Origin of the sequence: Alloalcanivorax marinus, from assembly GCF_016906305.1 — a bacterium.
GTDB lineage: Bacteria > Pseudomonadota > Gammaproteobacteria > Pseudomonadales > Alcanivoracaceae > Alloalcanivorax > Alloalcanivorax marinus.
On record NZ_JADDOL010000029.1, the window covers coordinates 15,078 to 30,359 of the forward strand.

A 15,282-nucleotide genomic window follows, 5' to 3' on the forward strand; every position below is an offset into this window, starting at 1 on the left:
CCCGGCGCGGGTGCGCGGCGCCCTCAGCGGCGTCGCAGCACCTCATCGACCAGGCCGTATTCCTTCGCCTGGGTGGCGTCCATGAAGTTGTCACGGTCGGTGTCGCGCTCCACCACTTCCAGCGGCTGGCCGGTGTGGTCGGCGAGCATGCGGTTGAGATCGCCCTTGATCTTGAGGATCTCGCGGGCGTGAATCTCGATGTCCGAGGCCTGGCCCTGGAAGCCGCCCAGCGGCTGGTGGATCATCACCCGCGCATTGGGCAGCACGTAGCGCTTGCCACGGGCGCCGGCGGCCAGCAGGAAGGCCCCCATGCTGGCGGCCTGGCCGATGCACATGGTGGACACGTCGGGCTTCACGAACTGCATGGTGTCGTAGATCGACATGCCGGCGGTCACCGAGCCGCCCGGGCTGTTGATGTACAGGTTGATGTCCTTGTCCGGGTTCTCGGACTCCAGGAACAGCATTTGCGCGACGATCAGGTTGGCCATGTAGTCTTCCACCTGGCCGACCAGAAAGATCACCCGCTCCTTGAGCAGGCGGGAATAGATATCGAAGGAACGCTCGCCCCGGGAGGTCTGCTCGATCACCACGGGCACCAGGCCCACGTTGGTCGGATCCTGCATCAGGGTCTTCATTTCCGGAGTGACGGACGTGATCCGGCTCAAATCTATCATCTAGCGCTTCCTTTTTTGGGTCCCTACGGGGCCACCTTGCGGCCCGGAAAGGGTAATTGGGGCGCGGAAGCCCGCTTACAAGGCAGGGCGCGCCTATTACCCCGATAGTAAGGGGGCCCCCGGGGGCCGTCCATAAAGGCCGGTGAATAAGCGGTTCAACTGCGCAAAAGTTGCGCAAAACGGCCCCTTTTGAACGAAAAAACCTCCGAAACACCGGTTTTTCCGGTCTTTCGGAGGTTGGCTGGGTGCCGTCGGCGACGGCACCTGGCGGCGTCGGGCCCGGTTCAGCCCTGCTGCTGATCGCGGGGCTTGACCGCGTCCTGATACGGCTGGGGCTTCTCTTCCACCTTGGCGGATTCCAGCACCAGGTCCACCACCTGATCTTCCAGCACCGCGCCTTCGATCTGCTGCAGCTGCTGCGGGTTGCTGTAGATCCAGTTGACCAGCTCCTCCGGCTGCTCGTACTGGGAGGCGATCTCCTCGACGCGGGTCTTGACCCGGTCGGCGTCCGCCTGCAGCTCGTGCTTTTCGAGAATGGCGCGCATCACCAGGCCCAGGCGCACGGAACGCTCCGCCTGCTCCTTGAACAGCTCGGCGGGCAGCATGGAGGCATCGAACTGCTGGCCGCCACCGAACTGCTGCATCATCTGCTGACGCATGCGGTCCACTTCCTGGCTGACCAGGGCTTCCGGCAGGTCGAATTCGTGCTGGCCGGCCAGGCCGTCCATCACCTGCTCCTTGACCTTGCCGCTGATCGCGTTCTTCAGCTCGCGCTCCATGTTCTTGCGCACTTCCGCCTTGAAGGTGTCCGTGTTGCCGTCCTCGACACCGAACGCCTTCATGAACTCGGCGTCCACTTCCGGCAGGGCCTTGGCTTCCACCTTGTTGACCTTGATCTGGAACACCACCGCCTGGCCTTTCAGCTCCTCGGCCTGGTAGTCCTCGGGGAAGGTCACGTCGATGTCCTTCTCCTCGCCGGCTTTCATGCCGACGATGCCGTCCTCGAAGCCCGGGATCATCTGGCCGGAGCCCAGCTCCAGGTTCTGACCTTCGGCGCTGCCGCCTTCGAAGGCTTCGCCGTCCTTCAGGCCCTTGAAATCGATGTTGACGCGGTCGCCGTTCTCGGCGGCCCGGTCCACTTCCTCGAACTCACCGCGCTGCTGGCGCAGGGTCTCGATCATTTCGTCCACGTCGGCGTCGGTCACTTCCGCCACCGGCTTTTCCACTTCGATGGCGTCGAACGCCGCCACTTCCACCTGCGGGAACACCTCGAAGGTGGCCACGAATTCCAGGTCCTCACCGGCCACGTTCCTGGTGGCCTCGAAGCCGGGCATGCCGGCCGGCTGCAGCTTTTCCTGCTCCACCGCTTCCAGGAAGGACTCGCGCATCACGTCGGCGAGCACCTCGTTACGCACGGCGGCACCGAAGCGACGCTTCACCTCCCGCATCGGCACCTTGCCGGGGCGGAAGCCATCCAGGCGGACGCTTTTCTGCGCTTCGCGGAGCTTGTTCTCCACGGCGACGTCCACTTTCTCCGCGGGTACACCCACGGTCACGCGCCGCTCCAGGCCTGAAGTCGTTTCTACGGAAACCTGCATAACATCCTCTTTCTAAAGACTTTTGGGGCCGGATACCGATCAGACCGGCCCGGGTCCACGTACTTTGAAGGGCGGCAATTATAGTCAATGGCGCCGCCCACATGGAAGGTGGCCATAAAAAAAGCCCCCGGGCGATCACCCGGGGGCTTTCATGTTGGGGTGGCTGATGGGACTTGAACCCACGACCACCGGAGTCACAATCCGGGGCTCTACCAACTGAGCTACAGCCACCAACGAAATCGTCGCTTCCCCTTACCGGCGTTCCATCGTGCCGACGAGGCACTGATCCGATGGCACGCCTGGCAGGGCTCGAACCTGCAACCTACGGCTTAGAAGGCCGTTGCTCTATCCGGTTGAGCTACAGGCGCTTTAACCGAACCCACCGTCAAGCCCGCTAATGGTCGGGGTGGAGGGATTCGAACCCCCGACATCCTGCTCCCAAAGCAGGCGCGCTACCAGACTGCGCTACACCCCGCCGGGCAGGTCGAGCGAGGCGGCATAATACCCGCGCCCCCCGGGACCGTCAACGACGCCCCGCCCCGGGGTGTGCCGTTCGCTGGAATATTCGCCAGCCGGCCCGCGCTTTGCCCGGACCCGGCGCCCATGCGAGAATCCGCGCTCCTTACCTGGACCCGACAGACAGAGAGAACCGATGAGCGCGCAGATTCTGGATGGCAAGGCGCTGGCCCAGCATTTCGAGGAAGAAATGCAAGGCCGCGTGGAGGCCCTGAAAGCCAAGGCCGGGGGGCGCACCCCCATTCTCGCCACCATTCTGGTGGGAGCCGACCCGGCCTCCGCCACCTATGTAAGGATGAAGGGCAACGCCTGCCGCCGGGTGGGCATGGATTCCCTGGCCGTGGAGCTGCCGGCGGACACCACCACCGGGCAATTGCTGGCGCGCATCGAGGAACTGAACGACAACCCGGACGTGCACGGCATTCTGCTGCAGCACCCGGTGCCGGCGCAGATCGACGAGCGCCGCTGCTTCGACGCCATTCGCCTGGACAAGGACGTGGACGGGGTCACCTGCCTGGGCTTCGGTCGCATGGCCATGGACGAAGCCGCCTACGGCAGCGCCACGCCGAAGGGCATCATGCGGCTGCTGGAGCATTATCAGGTGCCCTTGGAAGGCAAACACGCGGTGGTGGTCGGCCGCAGCGCCATCCTCGGCAAGCCCATGGCGATGATGCTGCTGGCCGCCAACGCCACCGTGACCATCTGCCACAGCCGCACCCGGGACCTGCCGGCGCTGGTGCGCCAGGCGGACATCGTGGTGGGCGCGGTGGGCCGCCCGGAGTTCATCAAGGCGGACTGGATCAAGGACGGCGCCGTGGTGGTGGACGCCGGCTTCCATCCGGAGAAATGCGGCGACATCGAACTGGGCCCGCTCACCGACCGGGTGGCCGCCTACACGCCGGTGCCCGGCGGGGTCGGCCCGATGACCATCAATACCCTGATCTTCCAGACCCTGGCGGCGGCGGAAAAAGCCCTCGGCTGACCGTCCTACTCTCCGATGGAGACGCTGGCGGTCATGCCGGCCACCAGCGTCAGATCCTCGGGCACCTCATCCAGTTCGATGCGCACCGGAATACGCTGGGCCAGGCGCACCCATTCGAAGGTGGGCGACACCGGCGGCAGGCCCTGGTCGGTGCCGGACGCGGCGTTGGGATTGGCGATGCCCCGGGCGATGCCGTCCACCCGCCCGCTCAGGGTGCGCTCGCTGCCCAGCAGCCGCACCCGCGCCGGGTCGCCGATCCCGAGCCGGTGCACCTGGGTCTCCCGGAAATAGGCTTCGACCCAGAACGAATCGCCGTCCACCAGCGTCAGTACCGGCTCGCCGGCGCGGGCGTAATCGCCGGCATGGGCCAGCAGATGGGTGACGAAGCCGGCGGCCGGCGCCGTCACCTCGGCGCGCCGCAGGTCCAGCTCGGCCTCCTTGAGCGCCGCCTCCGCGGCGTGCAGGTCCGCCCGGGCCACTTCCGCCAGCCGGGTGGCGGACTCCCGCTCCTCGGCGGACACCGCCCGGCCCAGCCGTTTGCGGCGGCCGGCCTCGTCGTCCCGCAGGGCCAGTTCCTGGCGACGGTGGGCCAGTTCCGCTTCGGCCCGGGCCACCGCCAGACGATAGCGGCGCGGATCCACGCTGAACAGGGCGTCGCCCTCCTCCACCCGGCTGTTGTCGGTCACCGCCATGGCGGTGATGCGACCGGACACGTCCGGCGCCACCTGGATCACCGCCGCCCGCACCCGGGCGTCCCGGGTCCACAGCTGATGCACATAGTGAAACCACAGAAACCAGACGGCGATGGCGGCGACCAGCACCAGCGCGCCGGTCATCAGCAGGGCGCGCCAGCGGCCCGGGCGACGTTCAGACATGCGCGCGCTCCCTCATCGAGACCTTCCCCACCGTCAAGACGCTTCCCACAATAACGCACTCCCGAACATAAACAGCGCCAGCGCCACCGCGCACAGCACCAGAAACACACACAGACCGGCCAGGGCCGGATGCCAGAACCAGCGATAGCCATCGACCCGCCCGATCAGGCGGTTGACCGGCCAGAACAGCAGCAGCGCCAGCACCAGCACCGGCAGCAGGGGCGGCAGCAGCACGCCACCCAGATCGATTTCATACAACATCCTGGTCCCTCAGGCCCCGCCAGGGCCGGTCCGCGGAGCCGGCCAGAAAAAAGCCGGCATAGCGACGGATAATACTGATCTGCAGGCGCAAGCGCACAACCGAGCGCACCAGCCGGCGGCGCTCGCCCGGGTCCAGGTCCGGGCCGTAGGCGCGCTGGCAGCGGCGCAGTACCGTGTCCGCCTGGGCGGTGAGCGCCAGCCAGCGATCTTCGTCGCCGTCGCGCAGCACCCGCTGGGTGTCGCGGATCAGCCGGGTGATGGCCAGCTTCTCGTCGCCGGGCAGGCCGCGCCGGCAGAGCATATTCAGATACAGCAGGCCGAGCCCGAGGGTGACCGCCGCCAGGGCACCGCGCAGCAGGTCCCCGTCCCGCGGATCGGCGGGATCCAGGTTCGGCAGCAACAGTCCGATGCGGTCATAGAGCTGGCGCTCCAGCCGGTGGCGCGGCCAGCGCCGGCGGATCGGCCAGCGCCCCAGGGTGCGGCACAGGTCCCGGCACAGGCGCTGCCGGGCCTCGGCGGGTGTGTCGCCCGGCCACACCAGCATGAACGCCAGCACCGCCAGGGCCATGCCCATGCCCAGGGACAGCACATTGTTGAACAGTGGCAGGGCGTCGAAATTCTGCAGCGGCGACAGGTCCAGCAGCAGCGGGAAAAAGATCGTCACCGGAATACCGATGCCCGCCGTGGCCGGTCGCGCCATGGCCAGACCGGCCAGCACATAGACCGGCGCCAGCCAGAGCACCAGTTCGGCGAAGCCGTCGCTGCCGGGCAGCAACACCAGCCGGTACAGCGTGGCCAGCGCCGCCGCCAGGGCGGCGCCCTTGATAAAGCCGCGCACCGCCGCCAGTGGATTGTCGCGGGTGGCGAACAGCGCGCAGATCACCCCCACCTGGATCGCCACCCCGGCGCCCTGGGGCGAAGCGCTCCAGTACCAGAACGCCAGGGCGCCGCTCAGCGCCAGGGCGGCGCGCACGCCGTTGCGCCACGCCTGGGACGGATCCAGATGGGGCCGCGAGGTACCGCCCCGCCACTGCACCAGCGGCGCCCGGTCGGTGAGCATGGCGAACAGCGCCACGCTGGAACGCAGCCGGTCGCACAGCTCGGCGCTGTGCTCCAGGGCCAGTTGTAGAGAATAGAAGCGCTCGTCGTTGTCGTCCCGCTGGCCACCGCGCAGTTCCCGGGCCAGGGTCCGGGCGCGCACGTACAGGCCGTGCAGCGTGTCGCGCAGGGCCTCCGGCGGCGCTTCCGGGTCCAGGGCGGCGATGTCCGCCAACAGTGCGGTGACCAGGGGATGATGGTGCCGTTCCGCGTAGCGGTTCACGTAGGCGTGCAGCGGCCCCACCGAGGAGATCATCGCCAGCATCTCATGGCCCAGGCGGCGGCAAAGGCCGGCCCGGTTGCGCAGTCGCGGCGAATCGAACAGGGCGTGTTCGCGCAGGTTTTCCAGCGCCATGCCGTCGGTGATCAGGGCCTGGCGCCGGGCCCGCAGCTGGTCCCGGTCCAGCTCACCGGCGGCGGTATCGGCCACCAGCCGGATCAGGGCGATCAGCTGGGTGCGGCTGCTTTGCAAATAGGCACCGCCGGCGGAACGCGGCCACACCAGCACGCTGAGCAGACTGACACAGACGATGCCCAGGCTGATTTCGGTGACCCGGGCCACCGCCAGGGAAAAGGTCTGATCCGGCGCCAGCACCGCCGGCACGCCCACGATCAGGGCGCTGTAGCCGGCCAGCACGAAGGCGTAGGCGCGGAAGTTACGCAGCAGGCTGGCGGCGAAAGTGCACAGGCCCAGCCACACCACCAGGGCGATAAAGAACAGGGTCGGCTGGCTGTTGAGGGCGCCCACCAATAAGGTGGCCACCAGGGCGCCGCCCAGGGTGCCCAGCAGCCGGTAGATGCCCTTCGCCACGGCCATGCCGCCCAGGGGCTGGGCGACGATGTAGACCGTCATCAGGGACCATTTGGGCTCGTCCAGGCCCAGCGCCAGGGCGATATAGAGCGCCAGCATGCCGGCCGCGAAGGTGCGCAGACTGAACTGCCACTCCCGCGCCCCGGCCTGGCGCAGAAAAGCCGGGATCAGGCTTCCCGGGGCCAAGATTCCCGCAGACCCACGGTACGGTTGAACACCGGCCTGGCGGCGGTGCTGTCCCGGTCCACGCTGAAGTAGCCCTCGCGCTCGAACTGGAAGCGGGTCTCGGCGACGGCGCCGGCGGCGCCGGGCTCCACCACGCAGCCGCTCAGCACACGCAGGGACTCGGGGTTGAGGTGGTCGAGGAAGGACTCCCCTTCCGCCACTTTCGCCGGATTGGCCACCTGGAACAGCCGGTCGTAGAGGCGCACCTCACAGGGCACGCCCCGGTCGGCGCTGACCCAGTGAATGACGCCGCGCAGCTTGCCCTGCCCCTCGTCGTTCTCCGGGTTCTTGCCCAGGGTGTCCGGGTCGTAGCTGCAGCGGATCTCGACGATCTCGCCGGCGTCGTCGCGGACCACGGATTCGGCGCGCACCACATAGCCGTAGCGCAGCCGCACCCGGTCGCCAAGCACCAGCCGCTTGTATTTTTTGTTGGCCTCCTCGCGGAAGTCCTCCCGGTCGATGTAGACCTCCCGGGTCAGCGGCATCTCGCGGCTGCCCATGGCCTCGTCCTGCGGATGCACCGGGGCCACCAGGGTCTCTTGGTGGCCCTCCGGCCAGTTCTCGATCACCAGCTTGAGCGGGTTGAGCACGCAGAAGGCGCGCGGGGCGTGCTGGTTGAGATCGTCGCGCACCGCTTCTTCCAGCACGCTCATATCGATCACCGAGTCGGCCCGGCTGACGCCGAGCGCCTCGCAGAAATTACGGATCGCCGCCGGCGTATAGCCGCGCCGGCGCAGACCGCTCAGAGTGGGCATGCGCGGGTCGTCCCAGCCGTCCACGTGCCCCTCGTCCACCAGCAGCTTCAGGCGGCGCTTGCTGGTCACGGTGAAATTCAGGTTGAGCCGTGAGAATTCGTACTGACGGGGCCGGGCCGGCACGTCCACATTGTCGATCAGCCAGTCGTACAGCGGCCGGTGATCCTCGAACTCCAGGGTACACAGGCTGTGGGTGATGCCTTCCAGGGCGTCAGACAGCGGGTGGGTAAAGTCGTACATCGGGTAGATGACCCACTTGTCGCCGGTCTGGTGATGCGCCTTTTTGCGTATCCGGTAGAGAATCGGGTCGCGCAGGTTCAGGTTCGGGCTCTGCATGTCGATGCGGGCGCGCAGGACCGCCTCGCCCTCGTCGAACTCGCCGGCGCGCATGCGCGCGAACAGCGCCCGGTTCTCCTCCACGGACCGGTCCCGATGGGGACTGTTCTGCCCGGGCGTGGTGAAGTTACCGCGCATTTCGGCGATTTTCTCCGGCGATTGGGTGTCCACATAGGCCAGACCCTTATCGATCAGCTGCAGCGCGAAGTCGTGCAACTGGTCGAAGTAGCCGCTGGCGAAACGCACCGGCCCGGCCCACTCGAACCCCAGCCATTCCACGTCGCGCTGGATCGAGCGGATGTACTGGTCTTCTTCCTTCTCCGGGTTGGTGTCGTCGAAGCGCAGATGGCAGGCGCCGCCATAGCTGTCGGCGATGCCGAAATTCAGGCAGATCGACTTGGCGTGACCGATATGCAAATAGCCGTTGGGCTCCGGCGGGAACCGGGTCACCACCCGGCCGTCGTTTTTTCCTTCCGCCAGGTCACGGTCGATGATCTGTCTGATAAAATTGCTGGGCGCTTTTGCTTCACTCATTGAGCCGCCTGCGGCTGAAATCCGGGGTGCGCTAGTGTACAGTGCGCCCCCCCACAGTCAAAGACTCCCCGGACCCGGAGACCCCATGAAAGTGCTGTTGACCACCACCTATGGAAAGATCCTGCTGGAACTGGACGCCGAGCGCGCGCCGAACACCACGGACAACTTCGTCCAGTACGTCAAGGACGGCCACTACGACGGCACCGTGTTCCACCGGGTGATCAGCAACTTCATGATCCAGGGTGGCGGTTTCACCCCGGACATGGAACAGAAGCCCACCCGCGCGCCGATCGAGAACGAAGCGGCCAACGGCCTCTCCAATGAGGTAGGCACCATCGCCATGGCGCGCACCAGCGATCCGCATTCCGCCAGCGCCCAGTTCTTCATCAACGTGGCCGACAACCACTTCCTGGACAAGGCCCGTTCCCCGGACGGCTGGGGCTACGCCGTGTTCGGCAAGGTGGTCGAAGGCATGGAAACGGTCAACCGCATCAAGGCCGTGGCCACCGGCAACAAGGGCTTCCACCAGGACGTACCCCGCGAGGACGTGATCATCGAGTCCGCCGAGGTCATCGAAGAATGAAGCGGGGAATGAGCCGGGCCCTGCTCGCCGCTCTGCTGCTGTTGCCCGCCCTGGCGCTGGCCGCCAATCCGCGGGTCGAGCTGACCACCAGCCAGGGCGACATCGTGCTGGAGCTGTACCCGAAGGCGGCCCCGGAGACGGTGGCCAACTTTCTGCGCTATGTGGACGACGGCTTCTATGACGGCACCGTGTTCCACCGGGTGATCAACGGCTTCATGATCCAGGGCGGCGGCTTCGACGCCGACCTGAAACAGAAGGACACCCGCGCGCCGATCAAGAACGAAGCGGACAGCGGCCTGCGCAACGAGCGCGGCACCATCGCCATGGCGCGCACCGGCGACCCGCATTCCGCCACCGCCCAGTTCTTCATCAACCTGGTCAGCAACCGCAGTCTGGACCACACCGACAAGACGCCCCGCGGCTGGGGCTACGCCGTGTTCGGCAAGGTGGTGGAAGGCATGGACACGGTGGAACGCATCGCCACGGTGCCCACCGGCAGCGGTCAGATCGCCGGCGGCCCCCGGGTCCGGGACGTGCCGCGCACGCCGGTGGTGATCGAAAAGGCCCGCCGTCTGGACGCCGCCAACGACGAGCAATAAGAGAAGACGGAAAGCCGCCATGAGCTACAGCCTGCTGATTTCCGACCTGCATCTGGACCCGGTGCGCCCCGAGCACCTGGCGGCGCTGGAACGCCTGCTGGCCGACCAGGCCGGCCGGGCCCGGGCGCTGTACGTGCTGGGCGACCTGTTCGAGGCCTGGATCGGCGACGACGACGACAGTGACTTCAACCGTCAGGCCATCGCCGCCTTCCGCGCCTTCAGCGACGCCGGCTCCGAGCTGTTCTTCATGCACGGCAACCGGGACTTCCTGCTCGGCGAGCGCTTCGCCGCCGACTGTGGCGGCACCCTGCTCGACGAAGGCACGGTGGTGGATCTGCACGGCACCCCCGCCCTGCTGATGCACGGCGACAGCCTGTGCACCGAGGACCAGGCCTACCAGCAGTTCCGCGCCATGGCGCGCAATCCCCAATGGCAGCAAATGATGCTGGCCAAGCCCCTGGAGGAACGCCGCGCCCTGGCCCAGGGCATGCGCATGCAGAGCCAGAGCAACAACGCCAACAAGGCCGAGAACATCATGGACGTCACCCCCGCCGAGGTGGTGCGGGTGATGAACGAGACCGGCGTGCGCGAGCTGATCCACGGCCACACCCACCGCCCGGCGGTGCACGACGTGGACCTGGGTGACGGCGCCACCGGCCGCCGCTGGGTGCTCGGCGACTGGGGCCAACAGGGCTGGTGGATCGTCGCCGACGGCGATGGACTCCGGCTGGAAAGCTGGGAGATCGGCGAGACCCGGTAGCAGTGGGTCGCCTTATCGCGACTGAAGTCGCTCCTACGGGTGGGATATGCGGTAGGAGCGACTTCAGTCGCGATGAAGACGGCACCAGGGCTGATCGCGACTGAAGCCAGGTGCCGCCCAGTCGCTCCTACGGGGAAATGGCCGGCACGCCGGAATGAAATCGGAACTCCAGGTCCGGCTCCTCGATCAGCGCCCTCTCCTTCTCCTTGAAAAACGCCAGTCGCTCGTCGATGGGACCGTCCGCGTACAGGCGCGCCAGACGCAGGTAATCCTCGAAGTGGCGCGACTCGCTCTTCAACAGATAGCGGTAGTAGCGCCCCAGCTCCTCGTCCACATGGGGCGCCAGGGCGGCGAAGCGCTCGCAGGAACGCGCCTCGATCAGCGCGCCGATGATCAGGGTGTCCACCAGCCGCCCCGGCTCCGAAGTGCGCGCGTGACGGCGCAGGCCCTGGGCATAGCGCGACGGCGACAGATGGTCGTAGGTAATGCCGCGCTGGCGCATCATGCCGACCACCTGCTCGAAGTGCAGCAGTTCTTCCCGGGCCAGCTGGCTCAGGTTGTCCAGCAGCGCCGGACGGTCCACATAGCGGAACATCAGATTCAGCGCGGTGGACGCCGCCTTCTTTTCGCAGTGGGCGTGATCGATCAGCAGGATGTCCGGGTGCGCCAGGGCCCAGCCGATCCAGGCGTCCGGGGTCGGGCACGGCAGAAAGTCGCGCAGCGGGGTGATGTCGGTCATGGGCACCTCTTGGGAAACGGCGCCATTTTAGCGTGATGGACGCGAGACGCCAGGCGTCTGGCGTTCTCCCCCCCACTCCTTATAATCGCGCCCCATGGGAAGACGAACCAACCCCGCCATCCAGACCCTGAAGGGTCGCACCGCCGCCGGCGCCCTGCGCCTGCTGGGTCTGTTGCCGTTCCGGCTCAACCGCGCCATCGCCACCGCCCTGGGGCGCCTGCTGGCGGCGTTGCCGACGGAATCCCGGCGCATTACCCGCATCAACCTGGCCCTGTGCCTGCCGGACCAGCCGGCGCCGGAACGGCTGGCCCGGCAGTCCCTGGTGGAAAGCGTCAAGAACACTTTCGAGATCGCCCGCTTCTGGCATCGCCCGGAGGACGGCCTGGAGCGGGTGGTGGCCGAGGACGGCGACGGCCCGTTGCGCCAGGCGGTGGCCAACCGGGAGCCGGTGTTGATCCTGGCGCCGCATCTGGGCTGCTGGGAGGTGCTCAACTTCTGGCTGGCCCGGGAGTTCGGCCTGCACGCCATGTTCGCGCCGTCCGGGCTGCCGGAACTGGATGAACTGATCAAGCAGGGCCGGGAGCATTTCGGCACCACCATGTACCCGGCCACCGCCCGGGGCGTGGCCGGGCTGGTGCGCGCCATGCGCCAGGGGGCGCTCACCGCGATCCTGCCGGACCAGGTGGCGGACCGGCGCAGCGGCCGCTTCGCGCCCTTCTTCGGGCAGCCGGCCTTCACCGGCACCCTGAGCTGCAAGCTGATTAAGCAGACCGGTGCCCGGGTGTTCATGGCCTGGGCTCGGCGCCTGCCCGGCAGCCAGGGTTTCGAGATTCGCGTGCGCCCGGCGGACCCGGGCGTCCACGACGACGACCTGGACTACGCCCTGACCACCATGAACCGCTCCATCGAAGCACTGATTCGCGAGGAGCCGGCCCAGTATCTGTGGAGCTACAAACGCTTCCGCCGCCAGCCCCCCGGGGGCCGCCTGCCCTACTGACGGACCGCCAACAGCCGCAGTGATTGCGAGTATTCACGGGATGAATGGCTGAACGGCGGGTTCCGTTTAACAGTTGATGGGGTTTCGGCTATACTCCGCGCGCAATTCCAACCCCCAGTCTCACCCCAACCAACTGATTTCCAAAAGAAATCAGTCAGACGAAACGAGGGATTCGCTGTGCTAGAAGCCTATCGCAAACATGTCGAGGAACGCGCCGCCGAGGGCGTCCCCCCGAAACCGCTGGACGAACAGCAAACCGCCGAGCTGGTGGAACTGCTGAAGAATCCGCCCGCCGGTGAAGAGGAGTTCATCCAGGACCTGTTCGTCAATCGCGTTCCGCCGGGCGTTGACCAGGCCGCCTACGTCAAGGCCGCCTTCCTGTCCGCCATCGTCAAAGGCGAAGCCAGCTCTCCCCTGATCGACCGCAAGCGCGCCACCGAACTGCTGGGCACCATGCAGGGCGGCTACAACGTGGCCCCGCTGATCGAACTGCTGGACGATGAAGAACTGGCCCCGGTGGCCGCCGAACAGCTCAAGCACACCCTGCTGGTGTTCGATGCCTTCCACGACGTGGAAGACAAGATGAAAGCCGGCAACGCCAAGGCCAGGGAAGTGATCGAATCCTGGGCCGAGGGCGAATGGTTCACCAGCCGCAAGGATCTCTCCGAGAAGTTCACCGTGACCGTGTTCAAGGTGTCCGGCGAGACCAACACCGATGACCTGTCTCCGGCCCAGGACGCCTGGAGCCGCCCGGACATCCCGCTGCACGCCAACGCCATGCTGAAAAACGCCCGCGAAGGCATCGTGCCCGAGAAGGACGGCGAGATCGGTCCGCTCAAGCAGATGGACGAGCTCAAGAAGAAGGGCCACCCGGTGGCCTATGTGGGCGACGTGGTGGGCACCGGCTCCAGCCGTAAATCCGCCACCAACTCCGTGCTCTGGCACTTCGGCGAAGACATCCCCTACGTGCCCAACAAGCGCGCCGGCGGCGTCTGCATCGGCGGCAAGATCGCGCCGATCTTCTTCAACACCATGGAAGACTCCGGCGCCCTGCCGTTCGAGTGCGACGTGGAGAAGATGAACACCGGTGACGTGATCGACATCTACCCGTTCGAAGGCCGGGTGGAGAAGGACGGCGAAGTGATCGCCGAGTTCGATCTGCGCTCCCAGGTGCTGCTGGACGAAGTGCGCGCCGGTGGCCGCATCAACCTGATCATCGGCCGCGGCCTGACCACCAAGGCGCGCACCGCCCTGGGCCTGGACGAGTCCACCCTGTTCCGCAAGCCGGAGCAGCCCGGCGACTCCAACGCCGGCTACACCCTGGCGCAGAAAATGGTCGGCAAGGCCTGCGGCCTGGAAGGCGTGCGTCCGGGCATGTACTGCGAGCCGAAGATGACCACCGTCGGTTCCCAGGACACCACCGGCCCGATGACCCGGGACGAGCTCAAGGACCTGGCCTGCCTGGGCTTCCAGGCCGACCTGGTGATGCAGTCCTTCTGCCACACCGCCGCTTATCCGAAGCCGGTGGACGTGGAAACCCAGCACACCCTGCCCGACTTCATCATGAACCGGGGCGGCGTGTCCCTGCGCCCGGGTGACGGCATCATCCACTCCTGGCTGAACCGCATGCTGCTGCCCGACACCGTGGGCACCGGCGGCGACTCCCACACCCGCTTCCCCATGGGCATTTCCTTCCCGGCGGGCTCCGGTCTGGTGGCCTTCGCCGCCGCCACCGGCGTGATGCCGCTGGACATGCCGGAATCCGTGCTGGTGCGCTTCAAGGGCAAACGCCAGCCGGGCATCACCCTGCGTGACCTGGTCCATGCGATTCCGCTGCAGGCGATCAAGGAAGGCCATCTGACCGTGGCCAAGGCCGGCAAGAAAAACGTGTTCTCCGGTCGCATTCTGGAGATCGAGGGCCTGGAAGATTTGACCGCCGAGCAGGCGTTCGAGCTGTCCGACGCTTCCGCCGAGCGTTCCGCCGCCGGCTGCACCATCACCCTGTCCGAGGACAGCGTGGCGGAGTACCTGAAGTCCAACATCACCCTGCTCAAGTGGATGATCGCCAACGGCTACGGCGACGCCCGTACCCTGGAGCGCCGTATCCAGGGCATGGAAGAGTGGCTGGCCAACCCGAGCCTGATGCGCGCCGACGCGGACGCGGAGTACCACACCGTGATCGAGATCGACATGGATCAGATCAAGGAACCGGTACTGTGCTGCCCGAACGACCCGGACGACGCCAAGACCCTGTCCGACGTGGCCGGCGCCAAGATCGACGAAGTGTTCATCGGCTCCTGCATGACCAACATCGGTCACTTCCGCGCCGCCGGCAAACTGCTGGAGAAAGTGGACGGCCTGACCACCCGCCTGTGGATCGCGCCGCCCACCAAGATGGACCAGCACCAGCTCACCGAAGAGGGCTACTACAACATCTACGGCCGCGCCGGCGCGCGCACCGAGATGCCGGGCTGCTCCCTGTGCATGGGTAACCAGGCACGGATCGCGCCCAAGTCCACCGCGGTGTCCACCTCCACCCGGAACTTCCCCAACCGTCTCGGCCAGGGCGCGGACGTCTACCTGGCGAGCGCGGAACTGGCGGCGGTGGCGGCGGTGCTCGGCAAGCTGCCGACCACCGAGGAGTACATGCAGTACGCCGAGACCATCGATTCCATGGCCGGCGAGATCTACCGCTACATGAACTTCGACCGCATGGGCGAGTACCAGGAAGTGGCGGACAAGGTGAAGATTCCGGTGGCGCAAGCCAGCTGAGGATCGACCCCGCCCCGCCCGAAAAGCCCGGCCCAGCGCCGGGCTTTTTTTTGGTTGATCGCGCTTTGGCGGGAAGTCTCGCTCCATCCGGGGCGCGGCTCAGGGCGCGACGCCCTTCCGGGAACGCCGTGAACCCCCGCAAGCGGGCCCGGCCACCCATCACAGAT

Annotated in this window: 13 protein-coding genes and 3 tRNA genes; 6 read left to right on the plus strand and 10 right to left on the minus strand. The window is 66.8% G+C overall.

Annotated elements, in window-relative coordinates; genetic code table 11:
• Window positions 1-23 precede the first annotated feature (23 nt).
• The 5 genes from clpP to IM760_RS17075 all read right to left on the minus strand — a co-directional run bounded on the left by clpP (window position 24) and on the right by IM760_RS17075 (window position 2,747).
• Window positions 24-674: an ATP-dependent Clp endopeptidase proteolytic subunit ClpP gene (clpP, locus tag IM760_RS17055; RefSeq protein WP_204431455.1), complete on the minus strand. Its 651-nt coding sequence runs from the start codon at window positions 672-674 to the stop codon at window positions 24-26.
• 284 nt (window positions 675-958) lie between these two features.
• The gene (gene tig, locus IM760_RS17060) at window positions 959-2,272 is read right to left on the minus strand and encodes a trigger factor (RefSeq protein ID WP_204431456.1); all 1,314 of its coding nucleotides are present in this window, start codon (window positions 2,270-2,272) and stop codon (window positions 959-961) included.
• A gap of 155 nt (window positions 2,273-2,427) precedes the next feature.
• A tRNA-His gene (locus IM760_RS17065) sits at window positions 2,428-2,503 on the minus strand.
• A gap of 60 nt (window positions 2,504-2,563) precedes the next feature.
• Window positions 2,564-2,640: transfer RNA gene (locus IM760_RS17070), tRNA-Arg, on the minus strand.
• Between the two features lie 30 nt (window positions 2,641-2,670).
• Window positions 2,671-2,747: transfer RNA gene (locus IM760_RS17075), tRNA-Pro, on the minus strand.
• Window positions 2,748-2,924: 177 nt separating this feature from the next.
• Between IM760_RS17075 and folD the strand changes: the two genes are divergently transcribed.
• Window positions 2,925-3,770, plus strand: coding sequence for a bifunctional methylenetetrahydrofolate dehydrogenase/methenyltetrahydrofolate cyclohydrolase FolD (gene folD / locus IM760_RS17080; protein WP_204431457.1), 846 nt, complete (start codon window positions 2,925-2,927; stop codon window positions 3,768-3,770).
• Between the two features lie 5 nt (window positions 3,771-3,775).
• On the opposite strand, the gene IM760_RS17085 is transcribed toward folD, so the two are convergent.
• The 4 genes from IM760_RS17085 to IM760_RS17100 are packed head-to-tail and all read right to left on the minus strand — an operon-like array spanning window position 3,776 to window position 8,665.
• The gene (locus IM760_RS17085) at window positions 3,776-4,645 is read right to left on the minus strand and encodes an efflux RND transporter periplasmic adaptor subunit (RefSeq protein WP_204431458.1); all 870 of its coding nucleotides are present in this window, start codon (window positions 4,643-4,645) and stop codon (window positions 3,776-3,778) included.
• 33 nt (window positions 4,646-4,678) lie between these two features.
• Complete coding sequence (locus IM760_RS17090; RefSeq protein WP_204431459.1) at window positions 4,679-4,906, minus strand: DUF1656 domain-containing protein; 228 nt, start codon at window positions 4,904-4,906, stop codon at window positions 4,679-4,681.
• Window positions 4,896-7,001, minus strand: a complete 2,106-nt coding sequence (locus IM760_RS17095; protein WP_204431460.1) for an FUSC family protein — start codon at window positions 6,999-7,001, stop codon at window positions 4,896-4,898. The genes IM760_RS17090 and IM760_RS17095 overlap by 11 nt, the downstream gene beginning before the upstream one ends.
• Window positions 6,983-8,665, minus strand: coding sequence for a glutamine--tRNA ligase/YqeY domain fusion protein (locus IM760_RS17100; protein WP_204431461.1), 1,683 nt, complete (start codon window positions 8,663-8,665; stop codon window positions 6,983-6,985). Before IM760_RS17100 ends, IM760_RS17095 begins: the two co-directional genes overlap by 19 nt.
• Before the next feature lie 85 nt (window positions 8,666-8,750).
• Between IM760_RS17100 and IM760_RS17105 the strand changes: the two genes are divergently transcribed.
• The 3 genes from IM760_RS17105 to IM760_RS17115 are packed head-to-tail and all read left to right on the plus strand — an operon-like array spanning window position 8,751 to window position 10,607.
• On the plus strand, window positions 8,751-9,248 hold the full coding sequence (locus IM760_RS17105) for a peptidylprolyl isomerase (protein WP_204431462.1): 498 nt from the start codon (window positions 8,751-8,753) through the stop codon (window positions 9,246-9,248).
• Entirely contained in the window at window positions 9,245-9,847 is a 603-nt protein-coding gene (locus IM760_RS17110; RefSeq protein ID WP_420838127.1) for a peptidylprolyl isomerase, read from the plus strand. Before IM760_RS17105 ends, IM760_RS17110 begins: the two co-directional genes overlap by 4 nt.
• Window positions 9,848-9,866: 19 nt before the next feature.
• Entirely contained in the window at window positions 9,867-10,607 is a 741-nt protein-coding gene (locus tag IM760_RS17115; protein WP_204431463.1) for a UDP-2,3-diacylglucosamine diphosphatase, read from the plus strand.
• Window positions 10,608-10,734: 127 nt separating this feature from the next.
• Here IM760_RS17115 and IM760_RS17120 read toward each other — a convergent pair whose 3' ends face one another.
• Window positions 10,735-11,346: a MiaE family protein gene (locus IM760_RS17120; protein ID WP_204431464.1), complete on the minus strand. Its 612-nt coding sequence runs from the start codon at window positions 11,344-11,346 to the stop codon at window positions 10,735-10,737.
• A 94-nt stretch (window positions 11,347-11,440) separates the two neighbouring features.
• Between IM760_RS17120 and IM760_RS17125 the strand changes: the two genes are divergently transcribed.
• Window positions 11,441-12,343, plus strand: coding sequence for a lysophospholipid acyltransferase family protein (locus IM760_RS17125; protein WP_204431465.1), 903 nt, complete (start codon window positions 11,441-11,443; stop codon window positions 12,341-12,343).
• Between the two features lie 177 nt (window positions 12,344-12,520).
• Entirely contained in the window at window positions 12,521-15,115 is a 2,595-nt protein-coding gene (gene acnB / locus IM760_RS17130) for a bifunctional aconitate hydratase 2/2-methylisocitrate dehydratase (protein ID WP_204431466.1), read from the plus strand.
• The last annotated feature ends 167 nt before the right edge of the window (window positions 15,116-15,282 follow it).

Bases quoted from the DNA above. Each gene is read 5' to 3' on its own strand.
- tig (WP_204431456.1), bottom strand. From the start codon at position 2,272: ATGCAGGTTTCCGTAGAAACGACTTCAGGCCTGGAGCGGCGCGTGACC.
- IM760_RS17085 (WP_204431458.1), bottom strand. From the start codon at position 4,645: ATGTCTGAACGTCGCCCGGGCCGCTGGCGCGCCCTGCTGATGACCGGC.
- clpP (WP_204431455.1), bottom strand. From the start codon at position 674: ATGATAGATTTGAGCCGGATCACGTCCGTCACTCCGGAAATGAAGACC.
- IM760_RS17090 (WP_204431459.1), bottom strand. From the start codon at position 4,906: ATGTTGTATGAAATCGATCTGGGTGGCGTGCTGCTGCCGCCCCTGCTG.
- IM760_RS17110 (WP_420838127.1), top strand. From the start codon at position 9,245: ATGAAGCGGGGAATGAGCCGGGCCCTGCTCGCCGCTCTGCTGCTGTTG.
- folD (WP_204431457.1), top strand. From the start codon at position 2,925: ATGAGCGCGCAGATTCTGGATGGCAAGGCGCTGGCCCAGCATTTCGAG.
- IM760_RS17105 (WP_204431462.1), top strand. From the start codon at position 8,751: ATGAAAGTGCTGTTGACCACCACCTATGGAAAGATCCTGCTGGAACTG.
- IM760_RS17120 (WP_204431464.1), bottom strand. From the start codon at position 11,346: ATGACCGACATCACCCCGCTGCGCGACTTTCTGCCGTGCCCGACCCCG.
- IM760_RS17100 (WP_204431461.1), bottom strand. From the start codon at position 8,665: ATGAGTGAAGCAAAAGCGCCCAGCAATTTTATCAGACAGATCATCGAC.
- IM760_RS17125 (WP_204431465.1), top strand. From the start codon at position 11,441: ATGGGAAGACGAACCAACCCCGCCATCCAGACCCTGAAGGGTCGCACC.
- IM760_RS17115 (WP_204431463.1), top strand. From the start codon at position 9,867: ATGAGCTACAGCCTGCTGATTTCCGACCTGCATCTGGACCCGGTGCGC.